Origin of the sequence: Olsenella sp. KH1P3 (assembly GCF_900167315.1) — a bacterium.
In the GTDB taxonomy this organism is placed as follows: Bacteria; Actinomycetota; Coriobacteriia; order Coriobacteriales; family Atopobiaceae; genus Olsenella_J; species Olsenella_J umbonata_A.
Map to the genome: position 1 here is coordinate 62,558 of NZ_FUWQ01000004.1, position 25,179 is coordinate 87,736.

Consider the following 25,179-nt stretch of genomic DNA (forward strand, 5'->3'; position numbering starts at 1 on the left):
TATGAGAGCTCGAATCGAGAGAACGAACGTGAAGGACAGCATGAGCATGGGACGCAGGGCCCTTTCCGCATTTCTTGCATTCACCATGGTGGTGACCCAGATGCCGGTGACGGCTGGCGCTGTCGAGGAGGGGAGGGAGGAGGCGCCCGTTGCGGTTGCGGCGCCAGCCCAAACCGTGGACGTGGCCCTGGGCCTCGAGGGAGCGTACATCAGCTACAACGGACAGACCATCAGCGCGCCTGCGACTAAGGTGACGCTTCCCGCTGGCGCAGACTTCAGGTTCAGAGTCTCGCCCGACGAGGGGCGCGAGCTTGACGAGGTCTCGGTCTCGGTCAATGGCGGCAAGCAGGTGCTCGCTCCTGACGCGGACGGTGTCTATACCGTTCGCGCCAGCCAGATTCAGGGCGGTATGGGCATCGGCGTGAGCACGCACGAGGCCGAGCGGGTGCAGGACGGCGTCGAGGCGATGTCGCTCGCCACAAGCGCGAACAACCTTTCTGCGGCGAACGGCAGGCAGCTGGACTTCTCGCTTCAGCTGACCGACTCCGACGGCAAGCCCGCTAACGACCAGATTGGCGAGAGGCTTGCCGTCTACATCGAGGGTCCGAACAACGCCCGTGTGACGGCGCCGCTCGAGTATCGCGGAAACGGCCTGTATGGTGCAAACGTTGACGAGCTGCGCGACCAGAACGGCAACAAGATCGGCGGCGGAGGCGGCTCGATTGACCCGAACGTCTCGTACAAGGTCACGCTCTTCACGGGAAGCGACCTGAGGGCGGAGCACAAGTACGACCAAAACGAGGCCAGGTACTCCACGGGAGACGTGCTGAGCAACAGGTACGTCCTGACGCTGCCCCAGGGAGACGCGAAGGCGGGGCAGGAGTACAAGATCGAGGCCAAGGGCTTCTCGGCTCCCGGAAGCGACACGTACAACTCCATCCTGAAGGGGGGCGTGTACTACGGCGTCATCGCGCGAGACTTCACCCTCACGGGAGGGGACGCGGAGACCAACGTCGCGGCCATCACGGGCAGGTGTAGCACGCAAACGGGAAACGACAAAACCAATCCCGTCGAGCAGACGTTCATCTTGGCTCACGTCGACACCGAGTTCAAGATCAAGGGCGACGGCGCGTACGTCAAGACCAACCCCGAGGACAAGGGCAAGGTCGCGAGCGTCGGGGCAAGCTACCTCAAGATTGACGACAGCGAGTCCGCGGAGCAACTCGAGGCCGAGGTAAATGCCCTTCTGGACCAGGGTCGCTCCCAGTCGGCCACGCTCGGCGCCCATCAGGCCAACGCCGCACTGGCCTACAACAAGAACAGCCAGAAGTACGAGCTTGACACGAGGGGTCGCGGTGCGGGCGCCTACTATGTGACGCTTGACGACGACCTCTACGGCAAGGCGCTCTCGGAGGCGTCCAGGCTGCAGATTTACAAGGACGACAACCAGACCATCGTGTTCAACGTCACGGGCAACGTGTCCAGAATCCAGAAGTACGACGTCAATGGCCAGGGTGCCGACAGCTTCCTGGGTGACCAGGCAGCGAAGGCCGGAGTGCCCACCAGCATCGTCTGGAACTTCATGAACGCCACGGACCTCGACATCTGCGGCTCCATCACTGGCGTCGTACTTGCGCCCAAGGCCTGCGTTAAGGTTGACGGGACGTCGAGCGGCTGGCTCGTGGCCGACAAGGTCGTCATCGGCAGCGGCGAGTGGCATAACGTCTACGACAAGGAGAAGGTCCTTCACGAGGGGTCGTCGGCAACGCTCGGTGCGAACAAGCTGGTAGACGGCAGCGACTCGACGGCCTCGGGCTTCTCCTTCGACCTCGACTACAAGGATGGCGACCGGTGGAAGACGATCCAGACCAAGCAGAACGACGGCAAGGACGTCACGTTCGACGCGATCGAGTACAACCAAGACAACTACAGTTCCTCGACCGACGGACAGGACTACCTGTACCGCATCAGGGAGTCGCAGGGCGCGACCGACGCAGACGGCAACTCCTACAAGCCGGACGCGACCGTCTACTACGCCAAGGTGAGGGTCGCCCGCGTGGTCTCCACCCAGAATGGTACGACGGCGTACCAGTATGTTGCGTCCGACCCCGAGTACTACTACGACGAGGCGTGCACGCAGCCCGTAGAGGGTAAGCCTTGCTTCAACAACGCGAAGACCACCATGGCGCGCGCCACGGCAACGCTCGGCGTGTCCAAGGACTACAACAAGTGGGAGAAGGGCACTGCATTCGGCTTCAGGCTGAGCCCGCTGACCCAGGGCGCCCCTATGCCCGATTCCGACGCCATCACCGCGACGAGCGACAACAAGGCGCCTTCCTTCGGCGAAATCGAGTTTGACGCGCCTGGCCGCTACGAGTATCAGATTGCGGAGCAGCTGCCCCAGGGCGTGGATGCCCAGCACGCGACCAAGGACGGCGTCGTCTATGACGCGTCGGCGCACAAGGCCGTGGTCGACGTCCGCAAGGAGGGCGACAGCCTCGTCGCGAGCGTGAGCTATGACGACGGTCGGGCGGAGGTCCCCGTCTTCCGCAACAGCTACGAGGCGAAGGGCTCCCTGACGCTCGAGGGGACCAAGACCCTCACTGGCAAGACGCTCGAGGCGGGTGCCTATCACTTCACCGTTCGCGAGGGGCAGGACGTTGTGGCGACGGGCACTAACGATGCGAGCGGGAAAATCATCTTCGCTCCCATCGAGTACACCTGCAAGGACGTCGGAAGCCACAGCTACACCGTGAGCGAGGATGGCGCCGGGCAGACGGGGGACGGCGTCACGTACTCTTCCGCAACCTATACGGTGACGGCAAATGTCGCCGACAACGGCGACGGCACCCTTGGCGTGACGGCCTCAGATAGCGCACGCGCGCTTGACTTCGTCAACACGTACCAAACCGATCCCACGGGCGTGACCGTAGAGGGCACGAAGGTCCTCGAGGGCCGCGACCTCAAGGCCGGGGAGTTCGCCTTCGGCTTGTACGAGAGCTCCGACGCGACCGAGCCGCTGGCCACCGCCACCAACCGTGCGGACGGCACGTTCTCGCTTAGCACTCCTGCAAACCAGTTTACTAAGGCGGGCAGCTACCACTACGTGGTGAGGGAGCTTGCGCCCCGGGACGATGCCGCGCGCGGGGGAGTCACCTACGACGACAGCGCGCAGCCCGTCACGATCAATGTTGCCGACAACGGCCGGGGCCAGCTGGAGGCGACCGCCTCCTACGACAACGGCGGCATTGCCTTTACCAACAGCTACGAGGCCCAGGGTTCGGCTGCGGTCGAGGTCCGCAAGGCCTTCAGATCCGCCGCGGGGCAGGCGCTTCCCCTTGCGGAGGGCCAGTTCAGCTTCACGCTCTCCGACGCCGACGGCAACGTTGTGGGGCAGGCGACCAACGGATCCGACGGCACGGTGAGGTTCCAGCCGCTCGCCTTTGACTCCTCGCAGATGGTTGAGGGCGGCAAGCGCGTTTACGAGAAGGACTTCGCATACTCCGTGCGCGAGGACATTCCCTCCGGGGCCACCGACAACGGCGACGGGACCCGGACGCTTGACGGCGTCACCTATGATGCTCACGAGGCCAAGGTGACGGTTCACGTCACCGACGACGGCAGCGGAACCCTGCAGACCGCCGTCAGCTACGACGGCGATGCGGCGAGCGGCGATCCAGCGACCTTCGTCAACACGCGCTTCGACGCGACCGCGTCCATCCGTGCGGAGAAGCACTACTTCGGGCCCGATGGCGCCGCGTCCTTCTCGTATGAGCTCAAGGCGACCGATGCCCAGGGCAATTCGCGCTCCGGGGCAGGCGTTGCGTATGCCGGGGGGCAGGACGTGGTCGATGACGGCCAGCAGTTCAGCGTGACCGTTCACAACCAGAAGTTCGCGAACGGCGTCGCCGGGATCGACCTTCCCCAGATCGGCTACCGCAAGCCGGGCGACTATTACTATGTCCTGCGCGAGCTGCAGGACCAGCCTGACGCCAACGACCTCAGCGAGTATCTGATCAGGGTCCACGTCGCCCCTGACCAGACCACCTCGGTCTGCCAGCAGCTTATGGGGGTGGATGCGAGCCTTTCGAGCGACCGCGCAATTGCCTTTTACAACAACGCCAACGTGAGGCTTTCCTTCAGGGGCGTCTCGCTTGCGGGCAAGGCCCAGAGGGCCCGCAAGGTGAGCGTCGTCCCCGAAGTGAGGAAGGAGCTCAAGGGTGCCACGATGAGCGCGGGGCAGTTCCGCTTCGCCCTTCTGGACGCCCAGGGCAATCTTGTGGCCACGGCGACCAACGACGCGACGGGCGCCGTTAGGTTCGATGCGTCCAGCCAGCAGGACGGTTCCGGGCAGCTGATCGGCGGGCTTACGTTCACACAGCCCGGCGAGTATGACTTCCGCATCGTCGAGCAGGCCGACGGCTCCGACCAGACCATCAACTACGATGGCTCGACCATCGCCTATCACGTGTCGGTGACCGAGGACAAGGGCGGCAGGCTGGTCGCGCGCGGAAGCTACGCTAAGGACGGGGCCCCGACCGACGACCCAACATTCGTGAACTCCGTCAAGACGCTTGCGGTCCGCGTCCAGAAGCGTTCGAAGGACGCGCCGTACGAGCCGCTTGCCGACGCCCGCTATGGGCTGTGGATGATAGACCCCAACGGCAACGATGTCTACATGGGCAACCAGGTTTCGGGCGACGACGGCTACATGACCTTCGACGTGCCCCTCACCGAGGGTGTCGCCTACTACTTCAAGGAGGAGTCCGCGCCTGCCGGCCACCTGGTCGACCCGTATCGCTCCGCGTACTTCACGGTGAGCGCCGAGGGTGGCACGTACCACCTCGTCTACGAGGACGACCCGACGTTCTCTCAACTCGTCAAGGGACTGAAATAATGAATCGCATCGACAATGGGGCGGCCCGTTGCGCCGCACCTCTTCTGCTCGTGGTGACGATCTGTGCGGCGCTCTCGTGTGCGCTTGCGGCGCCGGCGGTCGCTGCCGACGTGACGCTCGAGTACAAGCGCGGCGGCGCTGGCGTGAGCGACGAGACCACCAAGCTCAACGTCGCCAAGGTCGGCTCCGACGGCGGAGAGTACGTCGTGGGCGCCCACATGGCCATCTTCACCCAGGAGGACTACGACGCAGGCGATCTCTCGGACCCCGTCGACAGCTGGTGGACGGCAAACGAGGTGCACCACATCGCCAAGAACGCGCGCCTCAACGCGTCGGCCGATGCGGCCGATGCCACACGCTACGTCCTCGTGGAGCTTGCCGCCCCGGATGGCTACCAGAAGGCGGACCCCGTCAGCTTCTATCTGCTCTCGGACTCCAACTTCGAGACCACGGCGGTCATTTTGACCGGCGCCGAGAAGGCGGACGGCTCCCAGAACTGCGTTCTGGCCGACAAGTTCAGCTTTGCCCTCTACGACGACGCGCTGCCGGACGAGCGCACCGTGACCGTCACCAAGCGCGGCGAGGACGAGGCCGTCGCGCGCGAGGGGGAGGGGCAGACGTCCAAGCAGGCGTCACTCTTCGAGCGTCTGGCCCAGACCGGCGACCTCGTTGCGCCAATCGTCCCGGCGCTCGCGCTCGGGCTTGCGGCGATCGGCCTTGGCCTTGTGGCCCGCCATAAGAAGTCCGGCCACGGCGCGACCAGCCACGACGATACGGCGGACAAGGAGCGTCAGGGCGACTAACACCGCATTTGGGTATATGTGTAGAAACAGGGGAGAAGGGCTTGACGACTCGGACGCCAAGCCCTTCTCGCGTACGTGAACAAGCTGCGGAGAATTGTGGATATTCCAGCTATCGGCCCCTTTCGGCTCCTAAGGGCGTATTATTGCAACTTGCGTCTCTAGATAGGGAGAGCTATGTCTCGAACTCATCTGGCGCAACCGGCTCCTGGAGCCATCCAGGAGGTGCGAGGACCGACCCCGCACTTAAAACCCCATAGTAAGGAGTGTCAAATGGCAGAGAGCATCACCCCGCGCCTCAAGGAGAAGTACCGCTCCGAGATTCGCGGCGAGCTGCAGAAGCAGTTCAACTACAAGAACGTCAACATGATCCCGAAGATCGAGAAGATCGTCGTTAACATGGGCGTCGGCGAGGCCGCTACCGACTCCAAGGCCATCGAGGGCGCCGTCCGCGACCTTCGCGCCATCACCGGCCAGCAGCCGATGGTCACGCACGCTCGCAAGTCGATCGCAACCTTCCACCTGCGTCAGGGCCAGGCTATCGGCGCCAAGGTTACCCTCCGCGGCGACCGCATGTACGAGTTCCTGGATCGCCTGATCGCCATCGCCATCCCGCGCATCCGCGACTTCCGAGGCATCAAGGCCAACAGCTTTGACGGCCACGGCAACTTCTCCATGGGCGTCACCGAGCAGCTGATCTTCCCCGAGATCGACTTCGACTCCATCGACCGCACTCGTGGTATGGACATCACCATCGTGACCACCGCCCAGACTGACGAGGAGGGCAAGGCACTCATCGCTGCCTTCAACTTCCCGTTCAAGAAGGCCTAGTCAATAGTTTGTAAGTCGCCCCAGGGAGTCTGGGGCCTCTTCCTGAAGGAGGATTTGTGGCTAAGACATCGATGATCGTCAAGGCGAACCGCGAGCCGAAGTTCTCGACGCGCAAGCAGAACCGTTGCCAGCGCTGTGGGCGTCCCCACTCCGTTTACCGCAAGTTTGGTCTCTGCCGTGTCTGCTTCCGCGAGCTGGCTAGCAAGGGCGAGCTCCCTGGCGTCCGCAAGGCAAGCTGGTAAGAAGGAGCTCTCGCGTGCAGGCGCTGGGGCCATGGGCTCGAGTGAACCGCATGCGCAGTTTCATCACTAACAAAGGAGAAGGAATCAATGAAGGTTACTGATCCCATCGCAGACATGCTCACGCGCATCCGCAACGCTAACAGCGCGGGCAAGCAGGAGGTCTCCATGCCCTCCAGCAAGGTGCTCGTCGAGATTGCGCGCGTCATCTGCGAAGAGGGCTACATCGAGAGCTACGAGGTCGAGGACACTAAGCCTCAGAAGACCCTCCACATCACGCTCAAGTATGGCGCCCGTAACGCGAAGGTCATCCGCGGCATCCGTCGCATCTCCAAGCTTGGCCTCCGCATCTACGCGACCAAGGACGAGCTGCCCCGCGTCATGGGTGGTCTCGGCACGGCCGTTATCTCCACTTCCAAGGGCATGATGTGCGACCGCGATGCTCGCAAGCTCGGCATCGGCGGCGAGGTCATCTGCTTCGTCTGGTAACTCGTCAGAATCACGATAGGAGGAGACAATGTCTCGTATTGGTAAGAAGCCTGTCACGGTTCCGGCTGGAGTTACTGTGACCATCGAGGGCACCACCGTTACGGTCAAGGGCGGCAAGGGCGAGCTCACTCGCACCTTCTCCGACCTTCTGACCATCGCACAGGAGGGCGAGGAGATTCTCGTCACCCGCAACGACGACACCACTGAGTCCAACGCTCAGCAGGGCCTCACCCGCACCCTCATCAACAACATGGTTGTTGGCGTCTCCGAGGGCTACGAGAAGAAGCTCGAGCTTACGGGCGTCGGCTACCGTGTCGCTCTCAAGGGCAAGGATCTCGACCTCTCCCTTGGCTACTCTCACCCCGTTGTCTACGTTGCTCCCGAGGGCATCTCTTTCGACGTCCCCGACAACACCCACATCACCGTGAAGGGCATCTCCAAGGAGCAGGTCGGCCAGGTTGCTGCCGAGATCCGTTCCAAGCGTGCTCCCGAGCCGTACAAGGGCAAGGGCATTCACTACGAGGGCGAGCACATTCGTAGGAAGCTCGGCAAGGCTGCTAAGTAGTCTCGCTGACGATAAGGAAAGACCATCACCCCGTCAGGTGATGGCGTGGTTAAGGAGAAGGAATGAACAAGAACCAGGCAAAGCGCGCCGGCCTCAAGCGCCGCCAGCGCCGCATTCGCGCCAAGGTTTCCGGCACCGCCGAGCGCCCTCGTCTGAGCGTTCGTCGTACCAACGCCAACATCTATGCCTCCGTCATCGACGATGTCGCAGGCAGGACCCTTTGCTCCGCTTCTACGCTCAGTGCTGAGTTCAAGGCTGAGAACAAGATCGGCTCCAACAAGGAGGCCGCGGAGTTCGTCGGCAAGCTCGTTGCAGAGCGTGCTCTCGAGAAGGGCGTCACCGAGGTTACCTTTGACCGCGGTGGCCACATCTATCACGGCCGCGTAAAGGCCCTGGCCGACGCCGCTCGCGCTGCGGGCCTGAAGTTCTAGGAGGAATTTGAATGCCACGTGATCGTAAGCGCCAGAATGACTCCGATCTTCAGGAGCGCGTAGTCTACATCCACCGTGTCTCTAAGACCGTCAAGGGCGGCAGCCGCATGTCGCTCGTCGCTCTCGTCGTCGTCGGCGACGGCAAGGGCAACGTCGGCCTTGGCATGGGCAAGTCCGCTGAGGTCCCCCAGGCCATCCAGAAGGGCGTCGAGGATGCTAAGAAGAACATGTTCAAGGTGCCTGTCACCGAGGGCGGTTCCATTCCTCACCCCGTCGAGGGTCACTACGGTGCGGGCCACATCATCATGAGGCCGGCTGTCGAGGGTACCGGTGTTATCGCCGGCGGCCCCGTCCGTCCTCTCTTCGAGCTCGCGGGTATCCGCAACGTCATCTCCAAGTCTCTCGGCACCAACAACGCTCTTAACGCGATCAAGGCTGCCGCCGAGGCTCTCAAGGAGCTCAACAGCCCCGAGGAGGCCGCAGCACGTCGCGGCATCACCGTCAGCGAGATGTTCAACGGTAAGGAGGCATAACGATGGCAGAGAAGAAGCTCACCGTTAAGCTCGTCCGCAGCGCCGTTGCGTCCGTCAAGGAGGACCAGACTCGCACTTGTCGTGCAATGGGTCTCCGCAAGATCGGCGACGTCTCCGTGCTGCCCGACAACCCGAGCGTTCGTGGAATGATCTTCAAGGTCAAGCACCTTGTTGAGGTTGAAGAGAACTAGGAGTTATCCAATGCAGCTCAATGATCTTCGTCCCGCGGAGGGCGCCAAGAAGAACCGCAAGCGCATCGGCCGCGGTAACTCTTCTGGTCACGGCACCACTGCCGGCCGCGGCACCAAGGGCCAGCTTTCCCGCTCCGGCGGTGGCAAGGGCGCAGGATTCGAGGGTGGCCAGCAGCCGCTCGCCATGCGTCTTCCTAAGCTCCCCGGCTTCACCAATCACAACCGTGTCGAGTACGCTCCTGTGAACGTCGCTCGCCTCGAGGGCCTCTTCGCCGACGGCGACACCGTCGATGCTGAGTCCCTGATGGCCAAGGGTGTTATCAAGCACGACTATATCCCTGTTAAGGTCCTGGGCGACGGCGAGCTCACCAAGAAGCTTACGGTGAAGGTTGATAAGGTCTCCGCCTCTGCTAAGGCCAAGATCGAGGCGGCCGGAGGAAAGGTCGAGCAGGCGTGCTAAAGGGAATTGCAAACGCATTCCGAGTTCCTGAGCTTAGGAACAAGATTCTGGTTACGGTCGGAATCCTGCTCCTCTATCGCTTTGGCGCCTATCTTCCCGCGCCGGGCGTGCCCTTCAAGGGCATGCTCGACGCGTTCTCTGCCGCGTCCGCTGGCAGCGGAGCCATTGCGGTTCTGAATCTGTTCTCCGGCGGCGCACTTTCTCGCGTCTCCGTGTTCAGTCTGGGAATCATGCCCTACATCACCGCGCAGATTATTCTGCAGATGTTCCAGGCAGTGATTCCCTCTCTGGGCGAGCTTGCCAAGGAGGGCGAGTCCGGCCAGCGTAAGATTACGCAGTACACTCGTTATCTGACGATTGTCCTTGCGCTCATCAACGCGATTGGCTACCTCTTCCTCTTTAAGAGCTACGGCATTGATTTCTCCCAGATGGGCTTCCCTGAGGTCATCGAGGACTTCGTCATCGTGGGCGTCCTTCTGACGGGTGCTATCATCATTATGTGGCTGGGTGAGGTTATCACGCAGCGCGGCATCGGCAACGGCATGTCGCTCATCATCTTTGCGAACATCATCGCCGGTCTGCCTACTGCCCTAATCTCTTCGATTAATAGCGACTCCATGGGCATGATCATTACGATCATTACCCTGCTCGTCGTCATCGCCATCATTCCGGTGATTATTTACATCGAGCGTGGCCAGCGCCGCATCCCGGTGCAGTATGCCAAGAGGGTCGTTGGTCGCAGGATCATGGGTGGCCAGTCCACGTATCTGCCGATCAAGGTCAACACCGCAGGCGTCGTACCCATAATCTTCGCCTCCGCGCTGCTGTACCTTCCTGCTCAGCTGGCTGTGTTCTTCCCGAACGTCGGTTGGATCCAGGCGTTCGCGAATGCACTCGCCTCTGGTTGGATTAACTGGGCCCTCTCTGTTCTGCTCATCGTCTTCTTCGCATATTTCTACACTTCCATGGTGTTCAATCCCGAGGAGACGGCCGATCAGCTTCGCAAGGCCGGCGGTTTTATTCCGGGCGTTCGACCTGGTGGCGCTACGGCAGGCTACATCAAGAGCGTTCTCGATCACATTACGCTTCCGGGCGCGCTCTTCATGGCGGTTCTTGCCGTCGTGCCGTCTATTCTTTTCAGCATCACCGGCAACACGCTGATGCAGTCGTTTGGCGGAACTTCGGTGCTGATTCTGGTTGGCGTTGCGATGGATACCATCGCTCAGCTGGAGTCCCAGCTGAAGATGCACAACTACGAGGGCTTCTTTAAGTAAGCTCAAACGCGGTGCGTATTTCAAAAAGAGCCAGGTCTTCCTTTGGAGACCTGGCTCTTCTTTTTCTGCGCGTGGGATTTTTAATTAGCACATTCACGAAAGCCCTGCACGTGGCTAGACTGGTGGATGATGGGCGTTTGCGCCCAATTACTGTTCGCATGTCGTTTTCGAAAGGCGGTCTACCGCATGAACATCGTTCTCCTTGGTGCTCCTGGCGCAGGTAAGGGCACACAGGCTCAGAAGCTCGTCGCGGACTACGGCGTTGCCCACATCTCCACGGGCGACCTTCTTCGCGCTGCCGTTAAGGCCCAGAGCAAGCTTGGCAAGGAAGCCAAGGGCTACATGGACGCAGGCCAGCTCGTTCCCGACCAGCTCGTCATCGACCTCGTCAAGGAGCGTCTCGAGGAGGACGATGCCAAGAAGGGCTTCATCCTTGATGGGTTCCCCCGCAACACCGACCAGGCCGTCGCTCTTGACGGCGAGCTCGAGGCCATGGGGGTGAACCTGGACGCCGCTCTTCTCGTCGACGTCGCCTCTGAGGTCATCATCAGCCGCCTTTCCTCGCGCCGCACTTGCAAGGACTGCGGCTACACCGCTCCCGCCGGCGTTGACACCTGCCCCCGCTGCGGCGGCGAGATGTATCAGCGCGACGATGACAAGCCTGAGACCATCGCACGTCGCCTCGACACGTATAAGAACCAGACTGAGCCCCTGGTCGAGTACTACGGCGGCCACGGCATCCTGAAGACCGTCGACGGCGACCGTCCCGTCGACGAGGTCTACGCCGATGTCAAGACCCTCCTCGGACTATGATTTTCATTAAGTCCCTGGCGGAGATGGAGGACTATCGCCTGACTGCGGGCGACCTGTCCAAGCGTGCTCTCCGCCTTGCTGGGTCGATGGCCAGGCCGGGAGTCTCTACCGCAGAGATTGATGCGGCCGTAGAGAGGTTCATTAGGCTTCATGATGCCAAGCCGGGCTTCAAGGGCTATGGTGGCTTTCCGGGAAGCCTCTGTGCCTCGGTCAACGAACAGATCGTTCACGGCATCCCCTCTATGGGGGCCATCCTCAAGGACGGAGACATCCTATCAATCGATGTGGGTGCCAACAAAGCCGGCTGGGCGGGAGACAATGCCTGGACATTCTACGTTGGCAACGTGTCCGATGAGGTTCGGGGCCTGTGCGAATGTACGCGAGATTGCCTGAAGGCCGGCATCGAGCAGGCCGTTCCGGGCAACACGCTGGGTGATGTCGGCTACGCGATCCAGAGTCTCGCAGAGGGCAACGGCTACGGCGTCGTGCGTGAGTATGTTGGCCACGGAGTTGGTCACAGCATGCACGAGGACCCCAATGTTCCTAATTACGGGAAGAGGGGACGTGGCGTCCGTCTGCAGGTCGGCATGGTCATTGCCATCGAGCCTATGATCACGCTCGGGTCGTATCGCAATCGAGTACTCGACAACGGCTGGACCGTCGTTACCAAAGATGGGCTTCCCGCCGCTCACTATGAGAACACGATCGGCATCACTGAAGACGGTCCGGTCGTTCTCACGCAGGACGATCACGGCCCGTGGTGTTCGATGCAGGGCGGGGAGAAGGACGCGGGCTAACTCGCTGCGATTATTTTGCTTTGCTCTGAGCATAATCAGGCTCTGTTTGCGCAGTTGATGTGGACGGTGCGTGCCAGTATGGACGTGCCTTTCATACTTATGTATGATATTCAGTCGCTGTGATTCGCAGGGAGAAAGTAGGTAGGGTGAGCAAACAAGCAGGAATCGAGCTGGAGGGCACTGTACTGGAACCCCTTCCCAACGCGATGTTCAACGTCGAGCTTGAAAACGGCAAGGTCATCCTTTGCACCATTTCCGGCAAGATTCGAATGAACTACATTCGCATCCTTCCGGGCGATAAGGTTGTCGTCGAGATTTCCCCGTATGACCTGACTCGCGGGCGCATCACCTATCGCTATAAGTAACCGGGCAATACAGCTCGCGTCCTCGGACGCATCCAGCCTTTGGATATTCACGCCTGCGGCTGGGCGAGTAGATAGAGGCGTTTCAGCTCCACCTGGGCGCCAGAAGCACCACCAGTTCGTATCCGCACTACCGGAAGGAATTGAGCATGAAGGTACGTCCTTCGGTCAAGAAGATGTGCGACAAGTGCAAGGTCATTCGTCGCCATGGCAAGGTTTACGTGATTTGCGAGAACCCTCGCCACAAGCAGCGTCAGGGCTAAGAGAGGAGTTCGAAGTTGGCACGTATTAATGGTGTCGACCTGCCGCGTGACAAGCGCGTCGAGGTCGGTCTTACGTATCTTTACGGCATCGGTCAGACCAGCGCGACCAAGATTTGCGCGGAGGCCGGCGTTAACCCCGATACCCGCGTCAAGGATCTCACCGAGGACGAGGTGACCAAGATTCGCGATTACATCGACGCGAATTTCACCACCGAGGGTGACCTCCGCCGCGAGGTTCGCACCAACATCTCTCGCCTGATGGAGATTGGCTGCTACCGTGGCCTCCGTCACCGCAAGGGTCTTCCTGTCCACGGCCAGCGCACCCACACCAACGCTCGCACCCGCAAGGGCAAGAAGCGTCAGATCGGTGCAAAGAAGCGCGGTTAGGGAGTAAACAATGGCACAGAAGAAGAACCAGCGCACCACGCACGTCCGTCGCGCTGAGCGCAAGAACATTGCTGTGGGCCAGGCTCACATCAAGAGCACGTTCAACAACACGATCATCTCCATCACCGACCCCCAGGGCAACGTCATCGCCTGGCAGTCTGGTGGTACCGCCGGCTTCAAGGGCTCTCGTAAGTCCACTCCGTTTGCGGCTCAGGTCGCAGCCGAGGCTTGCGCCAAGGCAGCAATGGAGCACGGTCTGCACAAGGTCGTCGTGTACGTCAAGGGCCCGGGTTCCGGTCGCGAGACCGCAGTCCGCTCCCTCCAGGCCGCTGGCCTCGAGGTCTCTGGCATTCAGGACAAGACCCCCATCGCACACAACGGCTGCCGCCCCAAGAAGCGTCGTCGTAACTAGTAGGGAAGGACAGCATAATGGCAATTGATAGGACCCCTGTCCTTAAGAGGTGCCGCCAGCTTGACATCGATCCGATCGTCATGGGCCTCAACAAGAAGTCTAACCGTCAGCCCAAGCGTCGTCGTCGCCAGGAGAGCGAGTACGGCATGCAGCTGCGTGAGAAGCAGAAGGCCAAGTTTATTTACGGCGTTCTCGAGAAGCAGTTCCGCAGCTACTATGACAGGGCTAAGAAGATCGAGGGTGTCACTGGTGACAACCTGATGGCTCTCCTCGAGACCCGTCTTGACAACGTCGTCTTCCGCCTCGGCTTCGCCCGCACTCGCAAGGAGGCCCGTCAGACCGTCCGCCACGGCCACATTACCGTGAACGGCAAGCGCGTCGACATTCCCTCCTATCAGGTGAAGACTGGCGACGTCGTCGCCGTCGCCAACAAGGCGAAGGACCTTCTCCCCATCAAGGAGGCTCTGATCTCCTCTGAGCACATGGCGGTTCCCGCTTGGCTCGAGGTTGACATCGAGAAGCTGCAGGGCTCCGTCCTCCAGACTCCCGCTCGCGATCAGATCGATCTTGAGATTGACGCACAGCTCATCGTCGAGCTCTACTCCAAGTAAGCCTGGAACGGTAGGAGGTATTCATGTCCGAATTCATCCGACCGCAGGTGTCGGTGGAAGAGATTTCCGACAACCTCGCCCGCGTCATCGCGGAGCCGCTCGAGCGTGGCTATGGCGACACCCTCGGCAACTCTCTTCGCCGCGTTCTGCTTTCCTCTCTTGAGGGAGCTGCTGTCGAGTCCATCCAGATCGACGGCGTCCAGCACGAGTTCACGACGGTTGAGGGCGTCCGCGAGGACGTTACCGATATCGTCCTGAACGTCAAGGGGCTCGTGTTCAGCTCCATGGGCACTGGCGACGAGGCAACGGCAACGCTGTCCATCGACGGCCCCTGCACGGTCACTGGCGGCGACTTCCGTGTCCCCGCTGAGTTTGAGCTCGTGAATCCCGACCACGTGATTTGCACGCTGGCCGAGGGTGCGCACCTCACCATGCAGATGACCATCGGTACCGGTCGTGGCTACGTCTCTGGCGACGACAACGAGCGCGACGGTGACCCCATTGGCGTCATCCACGTCGACTCGCTCTTCTCGCCCGTGCGCCGCTGCGCAAAGACCGTCGAGCCTTGCCGTGTTGGCCAGCACACCAACTATGACCGCCTCGTCCTTGAGGTCGAGACGAACGGCTCCATCGCCCCGCGTGACGCGGTCGTCGATGCGGCCAATATCATCAACCAGCACATGAACGCCTTCATGAGCCTGGCTGATGAGGAGGAGCCCGATGAGGACGTCTCCATCTTTGCCACTGGCGTCGAGGAGGACAACACCGAGCTTGACAAGCAGATTGAGGATCTGGACCTCTCCGTCCGCTCCTACAACTGCCTCAAGCGCGCTGGAATCCACTCCGTTCGTCAGCTGGTTGAGTTCTCTGAGAACGACCTGCTCAACATCCGCAACTTTGGCGTCAAGTCCATCGAGGAAGTCAAGGACAAGCTCGAGACCATGGGTCTTGGCCTCAAGGCCTAGGACAAGTCGCACGTTTTACTGAGGAGTAGCTAGACCATGAGACACAACAAGAAGAAGGGTATGAAGCTCGGCACTGATGCCAGCCATACCAAGGCCATGAAGAAGAGCCTCGTCGCTTCTCTTCTTGCCAACGATCGCATCAAGACCCTTGACGTTCGTGCCAAGGCCATTCGTGGCGACGTTGACAGAATCATCACCTGGGCCAAGAAGGGTGACCTTCACTCTCGCCGCCTCGCCATCGCCAAGGTTGGCGACAAGGAGCTCGTCCGCGAGGTCTTTGAAAAGGCCGCTCAGGGCATGTGGGCTGACCGCAACGGTGGTTATACCCGCATCATGAAGCTTGGTCCCCGCAAGGGTGACAACGCAGAGGTTGTCATCATCGAGATCGTGACCGAGCCGGTCGCCAAGGCCGCCAAGACCTCCGTCAAGAAGGTCGAGAAGGTCGAGGCCGCACCTGCCGAGGCTGAGGAGAGCGCCGAGTAGGCTTTGTTCACACAAGAACGTTTGAGGAGGTCCCTTTGGGGCCTCCTTTTTTAGTTGTGGTTCCAAGGGGTTGCCGAAGTCGGGAGGGCTTGCTTGTGTCATATGATTGATGATGGAAGCAAGAGGTGCTGCGGCGGGCTGATTCCATTCCGAGCATGCGTCGCGCCCCGATCAGGTTAGGAGAGACTCGATGTCGGAGCTCGAGTGCGGTTGCCTGCCGCGGGAGGACGTGGCTGGAACCCTCGTCGCACGAATTGGCTATCGCGGAGCGGAGTTCTCGGGCTACGCCGAGCAACCGGGCCAGAGGACCGTCCAGGGCGAGCTCCGTCGGGCGCTTGAGACCGCCCTCAGGCGCCCCGTTGACATGGAGTGCGCCGGAAGGACCGACTCGGGCGTACATGCGCTTGCGCAGTACGTGAGCGTGCCCGTGACGTCTGAGGAGCTTGAGCGCGTCGGCAGAAGGCTTCATGCCTCGCTTGTGGCTCTCACGCCCGATGATATCTCGGTCTTGGGGCTCTTTCGCGCCCGCGCGGGCTTTTCGGCCCGCTTTGACGCCCGTCGACGCAGCTATCGCTATCGCATCTGCTGTGGGCCCGCGCGTCCGGTGCTGGCGTGGGACCATGCCTGGTGGCTCAGGGGCGTCGGTTCGCTAGATGTCGCGGCGATGAACGAGGCCGCGTCGCATCTTGTGGGGGAGCACGACTTCAAGAGCTTCTGCAAGGCGTCTTCGGCGGAGCTCATCGAGTCGGACGGTCGCTCGACCTCTCGATTCCTCGAAGCGGTGCGAGTGACGGATGATATCGAGGGGGGCGAGAAGATCGTGGCGATTGACGTCGTGGGCAATGCTTTCCTGCACAACATGGTTCGCTCGATCACGGGAACCCTGGTCGAGGTCGGCAGGGGACATCGAGATTCCGAGTGGGTCGCGTCCGCGCTTCTCGCCCGGGACCGTAGGGCGGCGGGCCCCACTGCGCCTGCGAAGGGGCTTACGTTCCAGAGCGTGGAGTATGACGAGGGCGCCTTGGTCCCTTGGGTCTAGCTGCCCCCGGCCTCCTTGGTCTGGTCCCGCAGTGTCCCCAAAAAAGGCGACGCGCGGTGTCTGGAACGCCGCGCGTCGTGGAAGGGAGGCCCGGGGGCAGAGGCCTTGGGCGGAGCGCCGGGCTTGTATGGCTCGCGCTAGTACTCGGGATTGTCGACGTTGACCTTGTCGACCTCCTGATAGGGTGCAAGGGTCGAGACCATCTTGACTGGCTGGTCGTAGGCGTTGTTGACGTAGTGCTCCTCGCCTGGCTCGATGTGGATGAAGTCGCCGGTCGTAAGGGTGTTAACCACGCCGTCTACCACAATGTCTATCTTTCCTTCTAGGATGAAGAAGTTCTCTTCCATCACGTTGTGATAGTGGGCTTGGAAGTCGTCGCCGGGCTGGAAGGCGACGAGCGCGTAGTTCATACGCGGCCCTTTCATCAGGTACTTGGGACCATAGGTCTTGTAGCGATACTCGAAGTCATTCTCGTTTACGACGAACATGGAGCCTCTTTTCTTGGTGACCACCGGCTGGATGCGGAATCGTTTCTCGCGCGTCTTCTTTTCGACCTATATTCCAGGGGCGCTCCACATGGCTTTGGTCGCCTTGCCCTCGGCAAGGGAGAGCTGTGCCTGGTATACCGTGCGCCACTGCTGGTACAGCAGGCGGTAGGTCTCGTGGTTGTTTGCATTGGGCACGAAGGTCTTGTCCCACTTGACCACCTTCGCCGCCCCGTCAGCGACGCTTGCGTAGACGCCGATGCCAACGCCGGCCAGGATGGCGGCGCCCAGAGCGGTGGCTTCCTTTACGACAGGGACCTTGACTGGTTTTCCCGTGACGTCGGCAAGAATCTGGGCCCAGAGCGGGCTCTTCGAGGCGCCTCCTGCAAAGACGAGCTCTTGCGGCTCGTTGCCCGTCGCCTCGCGCACAAGGTCGATGTGGCCTAGGACAAGCATTGCCGTGTTCTCGAGGATCGCGCGGAAAAAGGTGTACTTGTTGAAGCGCTCCGGGTCGAGCTCGAAGTTGGTGAAGGTCGGTGCCGCGTGTGTCCAGTGGATGAAGTTCATGACGTCCGAGAAGCAGCAGAGCATTCCATGGGAGCCAGCGGGAATCTCGCGTGCCCGCTCGTTCATGACGTCGTACACGTCGCGGCCCTCTTGTCGGGCGATCTCCTTCTCGGCCTGGCAGAAGCCGTCGCGGAACCAGCGCATCACGAGGCCAGGCTTGAATGCGAGCGCCTCGTACTGCCAAACGCCGGGCACGGCATGGCAGTTTACGCGGACGCGGCACTTGGGGTCGGTGCTGCCGTTGTCGGTGTTGAACTCATACTGCCAGAAGCTGCCGCCGAAGACGCCGGCCTGACCCGGCTCGCAGGCGCCGATGCCTATCATGCCGAGCTGGCAGTCCCCGCCACCGACGATGACGGGCGTCCCCTCGGCGAGGCCGGTCTGCTCGGCGCCCCGTGCGTTGACGACGCCGATTTGTTCGCCACACTCTCGGACCTCGGGGAAGATGTCGCTCTTAATTCCGCAGCGCTCGGCGATGCTCGGATCCCAATCGCGATTAGAGAGGTTCATGATGCCGGTCGTTGACCCGTTCGACGGCTCGACTGCCAGGACCCCAGTGAGCTTATAGATGAGCCAGTCGTTGAACATTCCGACGCGCGCGCACTTCTCGTATATCTCGGGCATCTTGTTCTTGACCCACAGGAGCCTGGGAAGCGCCCCTAGGGCGTAGGTCTGTCCGCTCTCGAGGTAGATCTCGCGCTCGAGCTCGGGGTTCATTTGGATGAGCTCGGCTACCTCGTCGTTGGAGCGCGCGTCGACGTTCGCGCAGGCCCAAATGACCTCGCCTTGGACGTCGTACAGCAGGATTCCCTCTCGCATGCAGGTGGTCGAGACGGCGCGCACGTCACGGGCGTCCACGCCGGTCTTGGCGAGAACCTCTCTCACGCAGCCGCTCGCGAGGTCCCAGTTGTGCTTCCAGTCGAAGTCCATGGACCCGGGCCAGCGGGGGTCTTCCCGATGCGTCCACTCGGTCTGCGCGACACCTATCTGGTTGCCGTCAGTATCGAAGAGGACCGCACGTACGCTGCCCGTGCCTGCGTCGATGGCCATCAGGTACTTGCTCATAACCATCCCCCATTCCTGGCCCCTCCGGGGCCGTCAGGCGAGAATTGCCCGTGCCGTGCCTTCGTCGGTAATCAGGATGTCGAGGCAGCCGCCCTTGAGGACCGCGCGTATCGCGTCGGCCTTGTCGGGTCCGCCGGCAACTCCGACGACGTTGTCCATCTGCTTGAGGTCCTCGAGGCTCGTGCCCACCAGACGGTCCTCGATGTCGGTCGCTATGAGGTTGCAGTCGGCGTCGACGAAGTGGTCAAGAACGTCGCCGACCGCATTCTGCATGCTGAGCATCGTGAACTCGCTCTGAGAGATGATCCCGTTGCGCATGACCGTGGCGTCGGACGTCATGGCGCCGATGCCGACGACGCTCATGTTCGAGTGGGAGCTCATGCGCAGCACCTCCTGAACGCCGGGCTCCTGCATGAGGGCGTCTCGCACCTCTACGCTCGACACGACCAGAGGGGCGGGGATGAGGAACAGCCTCAGGTTGAAGGCGCTTGCGCCGACCATGGGAAGGTAGTAGTTGACCCCGCCGGTGAGGCTGATCACGTTGAGGTCGCGCTTGCCGCCGTTGGCGAGGTGCTTGAGGATGGCTCCCATGGTGTCGCCGTAGCCGACGTTGAGGAAGCCGCCGTCGCCAAGGTGCTGCGAGATGTACTGGGCGGCTGCACGGGCGACGCTCTCCTTGATGGAATCCGAGTCCTCCCTCGGGACGACGTAGGCGTCCTTGAGGCCGTAGCGGCTGATGAGGTCCTGCTCGACCGACATGCGCTTGTCGTCCTCGGGACGGAAGACAAACTGGATGACGCCCTGCTCGCGCGCATCGTTGAGCAGGCGAATCACCTTCGCCCTCGATACGCCGAGGTAGTTGGCAACTTCTTGCTGGGTGTGCTCCTGGAGGTAATAGTTCCAGGCAGCGCGCACCATCTGTTGGTACTCGAAGTCGACCATGGGGTCTCCAATCATGGCTAATGTTCACTCGTCAGACGAACGTGTCTCTGAAAAGTATAGCCAATGCAGTACTACGACATTAGACGAATGTGCGTCAACCGAACTTTTGCGCTAGTTGCTTTGAACGCACCTCAAGTCTCGGCCAGCGGATGGGAGGCTTTGGCGGTAGGTGTCGCAATGTTCTTCTTGCTACAAGACGTTGCAATAAAGTACGAGGTAAATAAGGTGATTATGAGAAAAGGGGCCACTTTGGGCGGCTCTTCTGGCACCGTTTGCCGCCGCAAAATACCCGCTTGCCGCGCACCTGCAAATCACTACCGTATGTCCGACAAATGAAACAAGTGGCTACCTTTGTCGTAAACAATAGCAACGGAAAACATATGTCCAGGCGTAACGCGATATGTACGCAAGGGAGATGTGACGGGATGCTTAGGACTCCAGAGCCATACACTCCAGAAAGCACGCTCCTGTCGGTCCGCGACATCTACAAGTCCTTTGGCAGCAATGCGGTCCTCAAGGGCGTGAGCATCGACCTGGAGCCCGGCGAGGTACTCGCCCTCATTGGTGGCAACGGGGCGGGCAAGTCGACGCTCATGAAGATCGTCATGGGCATCTACGGACATGACGCCGGAGAGATCTTCGTCGAAAACGTCAAGGTCGAGCACAACAGCACTAAAGAGGCGCTGTCGCGCAGCGTCTACATGGTTCCCCAGGAGCCGCTGCTGTTTCCCAACATGACCGTGGCCGAGAACATCACCATCGGCTTCGACCGTCCGCAGGCCGAGCTCGACCGCGAGCTCGCCGAGGCGATGGACGAGGTCGGTTGGCACCTCGAACTCACGCGCAAGGCCTCGACGCTCTCCATCGCCGAGCAGGAGATGGTCGAGATCCTGCGAGGCATCATGCGTAAGTCCAAGGTCCTTATTCTGGACGAGCCCACCTCTGCCCTTGCCTTCGACGAGGTGAAGGCGCTCTTCTCGGTCGTCACAGGCCTGAGGGAGAAGGGCATCGGCATCATCTACATCACGCATCGCCTCAGCGAGGTCTTCGAGATTGCCACCCGCGTCTGCATCATGCGCGATGGCATCATCGCGACGGCCGGCGACGTGCGCGACTTCACCAAGGACGACCTGGTGAAAGGGCTTCTGCCTCCCAATGCTGCGAAGATCCGCCGCAAGAGCGGCGCATGTCCCAACGTAATCGACTACGACGCCGAGCCGGTCCTTGATCTGAGGGACTTCTCGGGCTTCGGCTTCAAGCACGTGAACCTCAAGGTCTATCCAGGCGAGATGCTCGGCCTTGCCGGCGTTGTGGGCGCGGGGCGCACGGAGATGGCGACCACCATCTTCGGGCGCGACAAGGTCCTGGGCGGAAAGGTGTTCCTCAACGGGAGGGACATCACGGGCAAGTCGACCAAGCAGGTCATCGCGTCGGGCCTTAACTATGTGTCGGAGGACCGCTTCAACTACGGAATCTTTGGCCTGAGGGACGTTGCCGAGAACACGACCTCCGCACTTCTTGGCGGTGGGCGCATAGGTTCGTTCCTGCTGAGCAAGGGCAAGGAGGACGCCGTCGCCCAGTCCTATGTCGACGACTTCCGCACGAAGGTCACGGGGCTCGCGCAGGAGGTCGGAAGCCTCTCTGGTGGCAACCAGCAGAAGATTGTCATCGGGCGCGCGTTCGCCACTGGCCCCAAGCTCGTCATCCTTGACGAGCCCACGCGCGGAATCGACGCGGCTGCGCGAGGCGACGTGTACGCCGTCCTCCAGGAGTTGCGCAAGACCGGCGTCTCCATCCTCCTCATCTCGTCTGACATGGAAGAGATCGTCGAGCTTGCCGACCGTGCGGTGACCATGTATCGCGGGCGCATCAACTGCGAGTTCTCGAAGGACGAGATAACCCAGGACAACCTCATGGCCGCTTCGTTCGGCGCTCTTGACCGCGAGTCGGCAAAAGCCATTTAGACGAGAGGCACCCGGTCTGTGGAAGTAGGTGGAGGCACGGTTATGGAAGTCATCAAGAAGGCGCTCAAGGCGAGGGAGATAAGCTCGATCCTGTTTCTGATCGCGCTGTTCCTTGTCGTAGGGGCCATCAACCCTGCGTTTCTAAACGGGTCCAATGTCTCCGCGTGCTTCAACACAGCCGTCGTCTACACGCTCGTCGCCGTCGGCATGGCGTTCACGCTCTTCATCGGCGAGATTGACGTTTCGGTTGGTTCCAACCTCGGCCTGGTCGCGACGGTCGTCGGCATGATGCTTCGCGATGGGCAGGGCGTCGCCGTCGCCGTCCTGGTGGGCATTGCGATTGGCGCGCTCATAGGTTTTATCAACGGCTGGGGCGTCGCTGTCATGAAGGCACCCTCCCTCATCTTCACCTTGGGGACCAACGGCGTGCTGCGCGGCCTCATGTACCTCATAGCCGGTGGCGCGTGGGTCGAGAACCTTCCCAAGGCCTTCAAGGACTTCTCGGCCGTCACCGCCGTGGGCGACCTCACGGTCTACTACTGCGGCGTCGTCCTCGTGACCATTGCGATCCACCTCCTGCTGACAAAGACCAAAGGAGGCCACAACTTCAAGGCGGTCGGCGACAACAGGGGCGGTGCGAACCTGGTCGGAATCAACTCGACGCGCACGATGCTTTTGGCCTACGTGATCTGCGGAGTGCTCTCGGCAATCGCGGGCATCATCTTCTGCAGCCGCATCGGATTCGTGACCTCGACCTCCGGCAGTGGCTACGAGATGAAGGCGGTTGCCGCCTGCGTGCTCGGCGGCATCAGCCTGGCTGGTGGCGTGGGTTCGGTCATCGGATCGGCCGTGGGAGCGGTCATCATGGCATCCATCAGTTACCTGCTGGTATTCATGGGCTTCTCGTCGAACTACGACAACGCGATCACGGGAATCATCCTGATCGTCATCGTCGTCGTGGACGCGCTCATTCAGGTGCGCAGCGCCCGGAAGAACCGTCATGCTCGTCTGGCGGCGCGCGTCGGATCAGACGACGAGGGCCTGAAGGGAGGCGAGTAGCCATGGCTAAGGTCTCTGGCGGCGCAAGAGGGGTCTGGTCCCGCCTGTGCGCGGGGCAGGGCAGCTGGAATCTCCTGCTTATCGGGCTCATCATCGCCGAGTTCATCGTGTTCGGCGCGGCGAACCCCAAGTTCCTGAGGCCCACGCTCCTCTTTACGAGCCTGAACGACTCGCTGCCCGTCTTCATCATCTCCACGGCCGTCACGTTCGTCATGATCACCGGCGGAATCGACATCCAGGTCGCCTCCCTGGTGGGCCTAACCTCGATCATCGTCGGCGTCGCGTGGCAGGACTGGGGTCTCTCCATCTGGGGGGCGGTGGCCTTGGCCATCGTGGTCTGCGTCCTGTGCGGGGCGTTCTCGGGGTTCCTGATTGCGTACTGCGGGGTCCAGGCGATGGTCGTCACGCTCGGCGGCAGCTTCCTGTATTCCGGCCTCGCGCTGATCATCTCGACCTTCTCGAGTACGGAGAGCTACCAGGGAATCAGCGGCTTCCCGAGCGACTTCAAGTTCCTGGGCACCTACAAGCTCTTCGGGATGGTGCCGCTCCAGATGCTCGTCTTCCTGCTCCTTCTGGCGCTCTCGTTCGTCCTGCTCAACAAGACCAAGTATGGCCGCAGGGTCATCCTCTCGGGCACCAACCCACGCGCCGCGGAGTACTCCGGCATCAATACGCGCCGCACGGTCATGAGCACCTACATGCTCAGCGCACTCTTCGCGGCAATCGCTGGCGTCCTTCTCACCTCGTATCTCGGCACCGCGAAGTCCGACCTCGGCGCCGACCTCACCATGGACATCATTACTGCGGTCGTTCTGGGCGGCACGCTGGTCACCGGCGGGAAGGGCTCCGTCATCGGCGTGGCGCTCGCATCGTTCGCGATCGGCCTCGTGCGCTTTGGCATGCCGCTCTGCTTCAAGGTCGGTACGCAGTATCTGGATATCCCCATCGGCGTCCTGCTGATGGTGATCATTCTTGGCCGTTCGGCAGCCGGAAGCATGGGGGTCCTTCCCTGGCTGAAGTCGCTGCTCGGCAAGAAGGAAGTTGCGAAGGTATAGGGCGGGGTTACAGCATTTGGAGGTAGTTTTATGAGTCAGCTTTCACGTCGTAGCTTTGTCAAGGCAAGTGGTTCCACGGTTGCGCTCCTGGGTCTTGGGCTCATGGGCTGCGGCGGCCAGGCTCCCGCAGACGGCGGCTCCTCTGGCTCCGGCGCGTCCGAGGGCGGCGACATCAAGGGCAAGACCGTTGCCTTCATCCCGAAGGTGACCGGAAACGCCTTCTTCGAGTCCGCCAACAACGGTGCCCAGAAGCACGCCAAGGACTGGGGCTTCACCGTTGACTACCAGGGAGACGCGACGGCGTCCGTCTCCGCGCAGGTCTCCGTCATCAACAACGTCGTCGCTGCGGGCGTGGACGCGCTGTGCATCTCGACGGTCGACGCGGCAGGCGTCTCCGACGCGCTGAAGGCCGCAACTGACGCGGGCGTGACCGTCTGCGCCTGGGACTCCGACGCCAACCCGGAAGATCGCGCGCTCATGGTCTCCCAGGGCACGCCCGAGATCCTGGGCCAGATGCTCATTGACATGTCCGTCGACGGTCTCAAGCAGCGCGGCAAGGATCCCGAGAAGGACCCCATCAAGTACGTCTGGCACTACTCGCAGGCGACCGTTACCGACCAGAACTCCTGGCACGTCGCGGCAGAGAAGGTCATTAAGGAGAAGTATCCCAACTGGACCAACGTCCACGAGGACAACTACTACTCCGAGCAGGACGCCGAGAAGGCCATCTCCATCGGCGAGTCCATCCTGGACGCCTACTCGGACATCGACCTGATCATCTGCAACGACTCCACGGCCCTGCCTGGCCAGTGCCAGGCCGCCGAGAACAAGGGCTACGATGCCCAGAAGATCACGATTACCGGCTTCGCGTCGCCCATGTCCATCAAGGACTTCTGCGACCACGGCACGATCTACAACTGGGGCCTTTGGGACTGCGGCCTGCAGGGTGCCATGGGGTGCTACGTCTCGGCGTTCCTTGCGGCGGGCAACAAGGTCAAGGTCGGTGACAAGATCGACATTCCCGACATCGGCGAGTGCGAGGTTCTGGCCAATGACTCGATCTCTGAGGGCGCCAAGACTGCAGACGAGAACAACGGCGTAATCCTGCTCCCCGAGCGCCTCGTCTTTACCTCCGAGAACGTCGGCGACTACGACTTCTAATTACTTCTCGGATCTGTAACGCGGAGGGTCGACGGGCTC

The 25,179-nt window shown here is 61.4% G+C and carries 28 protein-coding genes; 25 read left to right on the top strand and 3 right to left on the bottom strand.

Annotated features, from left to right (window positions below):
- The first annotated feature begins 40 nt into the window (after positions 1-40).
- The 21 genes from B5D13_RS06250 (at position 41) to truA (ending at position 16,842) form a co-directional block, all read left to right on the top strand.
- Positions 41-4,897: a Spy0128 family protein gene (locus B5D13_RS06250; RefSeq protein WP_159443998.1), complete on the top strand. Its 4,857-nt coding sequence runs from the start codon at positions 41-43 to the stop codon at positions 4,895-4,897.
- Entirely contained in the window at positions 4,897-5,700 is an 804-nt protein-coding gene (locus tag B5D13_RS06255; protein WP_078687466.1) for a hypothetical protein, read from the top strand. The genes B5D13_RS06250 and B5D13_RS06255 overlap by 1 nt, the downstream gene beginning before the upstream one ends.
- A 270-nt stretch (positions 5,701-5,970) precedes the next feature.
- Positions 5,971-6,528, top strand: a complete 558-nt coding sequence (gene rplE / locus B5D13_RS06260; protein WP_078687467.1) for a 50S ribosomal protein L5 — start codon at positions 5,971-5,973, stop codon at positions 6,526-6,528.
- A 56-nt stretch (positions 6,529-6,584) separates the two neighbouring features.
- Entirely contained in the window at positions 6,585-6,770 is a 186-nt protein-coding gene (locus tag B5D13_RS06265; RefSeq protein WP_032110525.1) for a type Z 30S ribosomal protein S14, read from the top strand.
- A gap of 87 nt (positions 6,771-6,857) precedes the next feature.
- Positions 6,858-7,256 (top strand): 30S ribosomal protein S8, encoded by a 399-nt coding sequence (gene rpsH / locus B5D13_RS06270; RefSeq protein WP_078687468.1) that lies wholly within the window; start codon positions 6,858-6,860, stop codon positions 7,254-7,256.
- Positions 7,257-7,284: 28 nt separating this feature from the next.
- The gene (rplF, locus tag B5D13_RS06275) at positions 7,285-7,821 is read left to right on the top strand and encodes a 50S ribosomal protein L6 (RefSeq protein WP_078687469.1); all 537 of its coding nucleotides are present in this window, start codon (positions 7,285-7,287) and stop codon (positions 7,819-7,821) included.
- 62 nt (positions 7,822-7,883) lie between these two features.
- Positions 7,884-8,252 carry a 50S ribosomal protein L18 gene (rplR, locus tag B5D13_RS06280; protein WP_078687470.1) on the top strand — a complete coding sequence of 123 codons (369 nt, stop codon included), beginning with the start codon at positions 7,884-7,886 and terminating at the stop codon, positions 8,250-8,252.
- Between the two features lie 11 nt (positions 8,253-8,263).
- Positions 8,264-8,785 carry a 30S ribosomal protein S5 gene (gene rpsE / locus B5D13_RS06285; protein ID WP_078687471.1) on the top strand — a complete coding sequence of 174 codons (522 nt, stop codon included), beginning with the start codon at positions 8,264-8,266 and terminating at the stop codon, positions 8,783-8,785.
- 2 nt (positions 8,786-8,787) lie between these two features.
- The gene (gene rpmD / locus B5D13_RS06290; protein ID WP_078687472.1) at positions 8,788-8,976 is read left to right on the top strand and encodes a 50S ribosomal protein L30; all 189 of its coding nucleotides are present in this window, start codon (positions 8,788-8,790) and stop codon (positions 8,974-8,976) included.
- A 10-nt stretch (positions 8,977-8,986) separates the two neighbouring features.
- A complete protein-coding gene (rplO, locus tag B5D13_RS06295; protein WP_078687473.1) occupies positions 8,987-9,436 on the top strand; it encodes a 50S ribosomal protein L15 in 450 nt (149 codons plus the stop codon).
- On the top strand, positions 9,430-10,710 hold the full coding sequence (secY, locus tag B5D13_RS06300) for a preprotein translocase subunit SecY (RefSeq protein WP_078687474.1): 1,281 nt from the start codon (positions 9,430-9,432) through the stop codon (positions 10,708-10,710). The genes rplO and secY overlap by 7 nt, the downstream gene beginning before the upstream one ends.
- A gap of 186 nt (positions 10,711-10,896) precedes the next feature.
- Positions 10,897-11,523 (top strand): adenylate kinase, encoded by a 627-nt coding sequence (locus B5D13_RS06305; RefSeq protein ID WP_078687475.1) that lies wholly within the window; start codon positions 10,897-10,899, stop codon positions 11,521-11,523.
- Positions 11,520-12,320, top strand: a complete 801-nt coding sequence (map, locus tag B5D13_RS06310) for a type I methionyl aminopeptidase (protein WP_078687476.1) — start codon at positions 11,520-11,522, stop codon at positions 12,318-12,320. Before B5D13_RS06305 ends, map begins: the two co-directional genes overlap by 4 nt.
- A gap of 146 nt (positions 12,321-12,466) precedes the next feature.
- A complete protein-coding gene (infA, locus tag B5D13_RS06315) occupies positions 12,467-12,685 on the top strand; it encodes a translation initiation factor IF-1 (protein ID WP_078687477.1) in 219 nt (72 codons plus the stop codon).
- A 146-nt stretch (positions 12,686-12,831) separates the two neighbouring features.
- Positions 12,832-12,945 carry a 50S ribosomal protein L36 gene (rpmJ, locus tag B5D13_RS06320; RefSeq protein ID WP_002563183.1) on the top strand — a complete coding sequence of 38 codons (114 nt, stop codon included), beginning with the start codon at positions 12,832-12,834 and terminating at the stop codon, positions 12,943-12,945.
- Between the two features lie 15 nt (positions 12,946-12,960).
- Positions 12,961-13,332: a 30S ribosomal protein S13 gene (rpsM, locus tag B5D13_RS06325; protein WP_078687478.1), complete on the top strand. Its 372-nt coding sequence runs from the start codon at positions 12,961-12,963 to the stop codon at positions 13,330-13,332.
- Positions 13,333-13,342: 10 nt separating this feature from the next.
- Positions 13,343-13,744 (top strand): 30S ribosomal protein S11, encoded by a 402-nt coding sequence (gene rpsK, locus B5D13_RS06330; protein ID WP_078687479.1) that lies wholly within the window; start codon positions 13,343-13,345, stop codon positions 13,742-13,744.
- A 17-nt stretch (positions 13,745-13,761) separates the two neighbouring features.
- Entirely contained in the window at positions 13,762-14,355 is a 594-nt protein-coding gene (rpsD, locus tag B5D13_RS06335) for a 30S ribosomal protein S4 (RefSeq protein ID WP_078687480.1), read from the top strand.
- A gap of 23 nt (positions 14,356-14,378) precedes the next feature.
- A complete protein-coding gene (locus B5D13_RS06340) occupies positions 14,379-15,320 on the top strand; it encodes a DNA-directed RNA polymerase subunit alpha (RefSeq protein ID WP_078687481.1) in 942 nt (313 codons plus the stop codon).
- A gap of 36 nt (positions 15,321-15,356) precedes the next feature.
- Positions 15,357-15,803 (top strand): 50S ribosomal protein L17, encoded by a 447-nt coding sequence (gene rplQ, locus B5D13_RS06345; RefSeq protein WP_078687482.1) that lies wholly within the window; start codon positions 15,357-15,359, stop codon positions 15,801-15,803.
- A gap of 190 nt (positions 15,804-15,993) precedes the next feature.
- Entirely contained in the window at positions 15,994-16,842 is an 849-nt protein-coding gene (truA, locus tag B5D13_RS06350) for a tRNA pseudouridine(38-40) synthase TruA (RefSeq protein WP_078687483.1), read from the top strand.
- 137 nt (positions 16,843-16,979) lie between these two features.
- On the opposite strand, the gene B5D13_RS06355 is transcribed toward truA, so the two are convergent.
- The 3 genes from B5D13_RS06355 to B5D13_RS06365 all read right to left on the bottom strand — a co-directional run bounded on the left by B5D13_RS06355 (position 16,980) and on the right by B5D13_RS06365 (position 19,901).
- On the bottom strand, positions 16,980-17,330 hold the full coding sequence (locus B5D13_RS06355) for a cupin domain-containing protein (RefSeq protein WP_078687484.1): 351 nt from the start codon (positions 17,328-17,330) through the stop codon (positions 16,980-16,982).
- 66 nt (positions 17,331-17,396) lie between these two features.
- Positions 17,397-18,959, bottom strand: a complete 1,563-nt coding sequence (gene lsrK / locus B5D13_RS06360) for an autoinducer-2 kinase (protein WP_078687574.1) — start codon at positions 18,957-18,959, stop codon at positions 17,397-17,399.
- A 33-nt stretch (positions 18,960-18,992) separates the two neighbouring features.
- Positions 18,993-19,901, bottom strand: a complete 909-nt coding sequence (locus tag B5D13_RS06365; protein WP_078687485.1) for a sugar-binding transcriptional regulator — start codon at positions 19,899-19,901, stop codon at positions 18,993-18,995.
- Positions 19,902-20,326: 425 nt separating this feature from the next.
- On the opposite strand from B5D13_RS06365, the gene B5D13_RS06370 reads away from it, so the two are divergent.
- Genes B5D13_RS06370 through B5D13_RS06385 form a run of 4 tightly spaced genes read left to right on the top strand, consistent with a single transcriptional unit; the run spans position 20,327 to position 25,140 of the window.
- Positions 20,327-21,865: a sugar ABC transporter ATP-binding protein gene (locus B5D13_RS06370; RefSeq protein ID WP_078687486.1), complete on the top strand. Its 1,539-nt coding sequence runs from the start codon at positions 20,327-20,329 to the stop codon at positions 21,863-21,865.
- A 42-nt stretch (positions 21,866-21,907) separates the two neighbouring features.
- Positions 21,908-22,924: an ABC transporter permease gene (locus B5D13_RS06375; protein WP_078687487.1), complete on the top strand. Its 1,017-nt coding sequence runs from the start codon at positions 21,908-21,910 to the stop codon at positions 22,922-22,924.
- A 2-nt stretch (positions 22,925-22,926) separates the two neighbouring features.
- A complete protein-coding gene (locus B5D13_RS06380) occupies positions 22,927-23,979 on the top strand; it encodes an ABC transporter permease (protein WP_078687488.1) in 1,053 nt (350 codons plus the stop codon).
- A 30-nt stretch (positions 23,980-24,009) separates the two neighbouring features.
- Positions 24,010-25,140 (top strand): substrate-binding domain-containing protein, encoded by a 1,131-nt coding sequence (locus tag B5D13_RS06385; protein WP_078687489.1) that lies wholly within the window; start codon positions 24,010-24,012, stop codon positions 25,138-25,140.
- Positions 25,141-25,179: the final 39 nt, after the last annotated feature.

Excerpts from the sequence above, each read along its gene's own strand:
- B5D13_RS06250 (WP_159443998.1), top strand. The coding sequence starts at position 41 with ATGAGCATGGGACGCAGGGCCCTTTCCGCATTTCTTGCATTCACCATG.
- B5D13_RS06255 (WP_078687466.1), top strand. The coding sequence starts at position 4,897 with ATGAATCGCATCGACAATGGGGCGGCCCGTTGCGCCGCACCTCTTCTG.
- rplE (WP_078687467.1), top strand. The coding sequence starts at position 5,971 with ATGGCAGAGAGCATCACCCCGCGCCTCAAGGAGAAGTACCGCTCCGAG.
- rpsH (WP_078687468.1), top strand. The coding sequence starts at position 6,858 with ATGAAGGTTACTGATCCCATCGCAGACATGCTCACGCGCATCCGCAAC.
- rplF (WP_078687469.1), top strand. The coding sequence starts at position 7,285 with ATGTCTCGTATTGGTAAGAAGCCTGTCACGGTTCCGGCTGGAGTTACT.
- rplR (WP_078687470.1), top strand. The coding sequence starts at position 7,884 with ATGAACAAGAACCAGGCAAAGCGCGCCGGCCTCAAGCGCCGCCAGCGC.
- rpsE (WP_078687471.1), top strand. The coding sequence starts at position 8,264 with ATGCCACGTGATCGTAAGCGCCAGAATGACTCCGATCTTCAGGAGCGC.
- rpmD (WP_078687472.1), top strand. The coding sequence starts at position 8,788 with ATGGCAGAGAAGAAGCTCACCGTTAAGCTCGTCCGCAGCGCCGTTGCG.
- rplO (WP_078687473.1), top strand. The coding sequence starts at position 8,987 with ATGCAGCTCAATGATCTTCGTCCCGCGGAGGGCGCCAAGAAGAACCGC.
- B5D13_RS06305 (WP_078687475.1), top strand. The coding sequence starts at position 10,897 with ATGAACATCGTTCTCCTTGGTGCTCCTGGCGCAGGTAAGGGCACACAG.
- map (WP_078687476.1), top strand. The coding sequence starts at position 11,520 with ATGATTTTCATTAAGTCCCTGGCGGAGATGGAGGACTATCGCCTGACT.
- rpmJ (WP_002563183.1), top strand. The coding sequence starts at position 12,832 with ATGAAGGTACGTCCTTCGGTCAAGAAGATGTGCGACAAGTGCAAGGTC.
- rpsK (WP_078687479.1), top strand. The coding sequence starts at position 13,343 with ATGGCACAGAAGAAGAACCAGCGCACCACGCACGTCCGTCGCGCTGAG.
- rpsD (WP_078687480.1), top strand. The coding sequence starts at position 13,762 with ATGGCAATTGATAGGACCCCTGTCCTTAAGAGGTGCCGCCAGCTTGAC.
- B5D13_RS06340 (WP_078687481.1), top strand. The coding sequence starts at position 14,379 with ATGTCCGAATTCATCCGACCGCAGGTGTCGGTGGAAGAGATTTCCGAC.
- rplQ (WP_078687482.1), top strand. The coding sequence starts at position 15,357 with ATGAGACACAACAAGAAGAAGGGTATGAAGCTCGGCACTGATGCCAGC.
- truA (WP_078687483.1), top strand. The coding sequence starts at position 15,994 with ATGTCGGAGCTCGAGTGCGGTTGCCTGCCGCGGGAGGACGTGGCTGGA.
- B5D13_RS06355 (WP_078687484.1), bottom strand. The coding sequence starts at position 17,330 with ATGTTCGTCGTAAACGAGAATGACTTCGAGTATCGCTACAAGACCTAT.
- lsrK (WP_078687574.1), bottom strand. The coding sequence starts at position 18,959 with ATGAGCAAGTACCTGATGGCCATCGACGCAGGCACGGGCAGCGTACGT.
- B5D13_RS06365 (WP_078687485.1), bottom strand. The coding sequence starts at position 19,901 with ATGGTCGACTTCGAGTACCAACAGATGGTGCGCGCTGCCTGGAACTAT.
- B5D13_RS06370 (WP_078687486.1), top strand. The coding sequence starts at position 20,327 with ATGCTTAGGACTCCAGAGCCATACACTCCAGAAAGCACGCTCCTGTCG.
- B5D13_RS06375 (WP_078687487.1), top strand. The coding sequence starts at position 21,908 with ATGGAAGTCATCAAGAAGGCGCTCAAGGCGAGGGAGATAAGCTCGATC.
- B5D13_RS06380 (WP_078687488.1), top strand. The coding sequence starts at position 22,927 with ATGGCTAAGGTCTCTGGCGGCGCAAGAGGGGTCTGGTCCCGCCTGTGC.
- B5D13_RS06385 (WP_078687489.1), top strand. The coding sequence starts at position 24,010 with ATGAGTCAGCTTTCACGTCGTAGCTTTGTCAAGGCAAGTGGTTCCACG.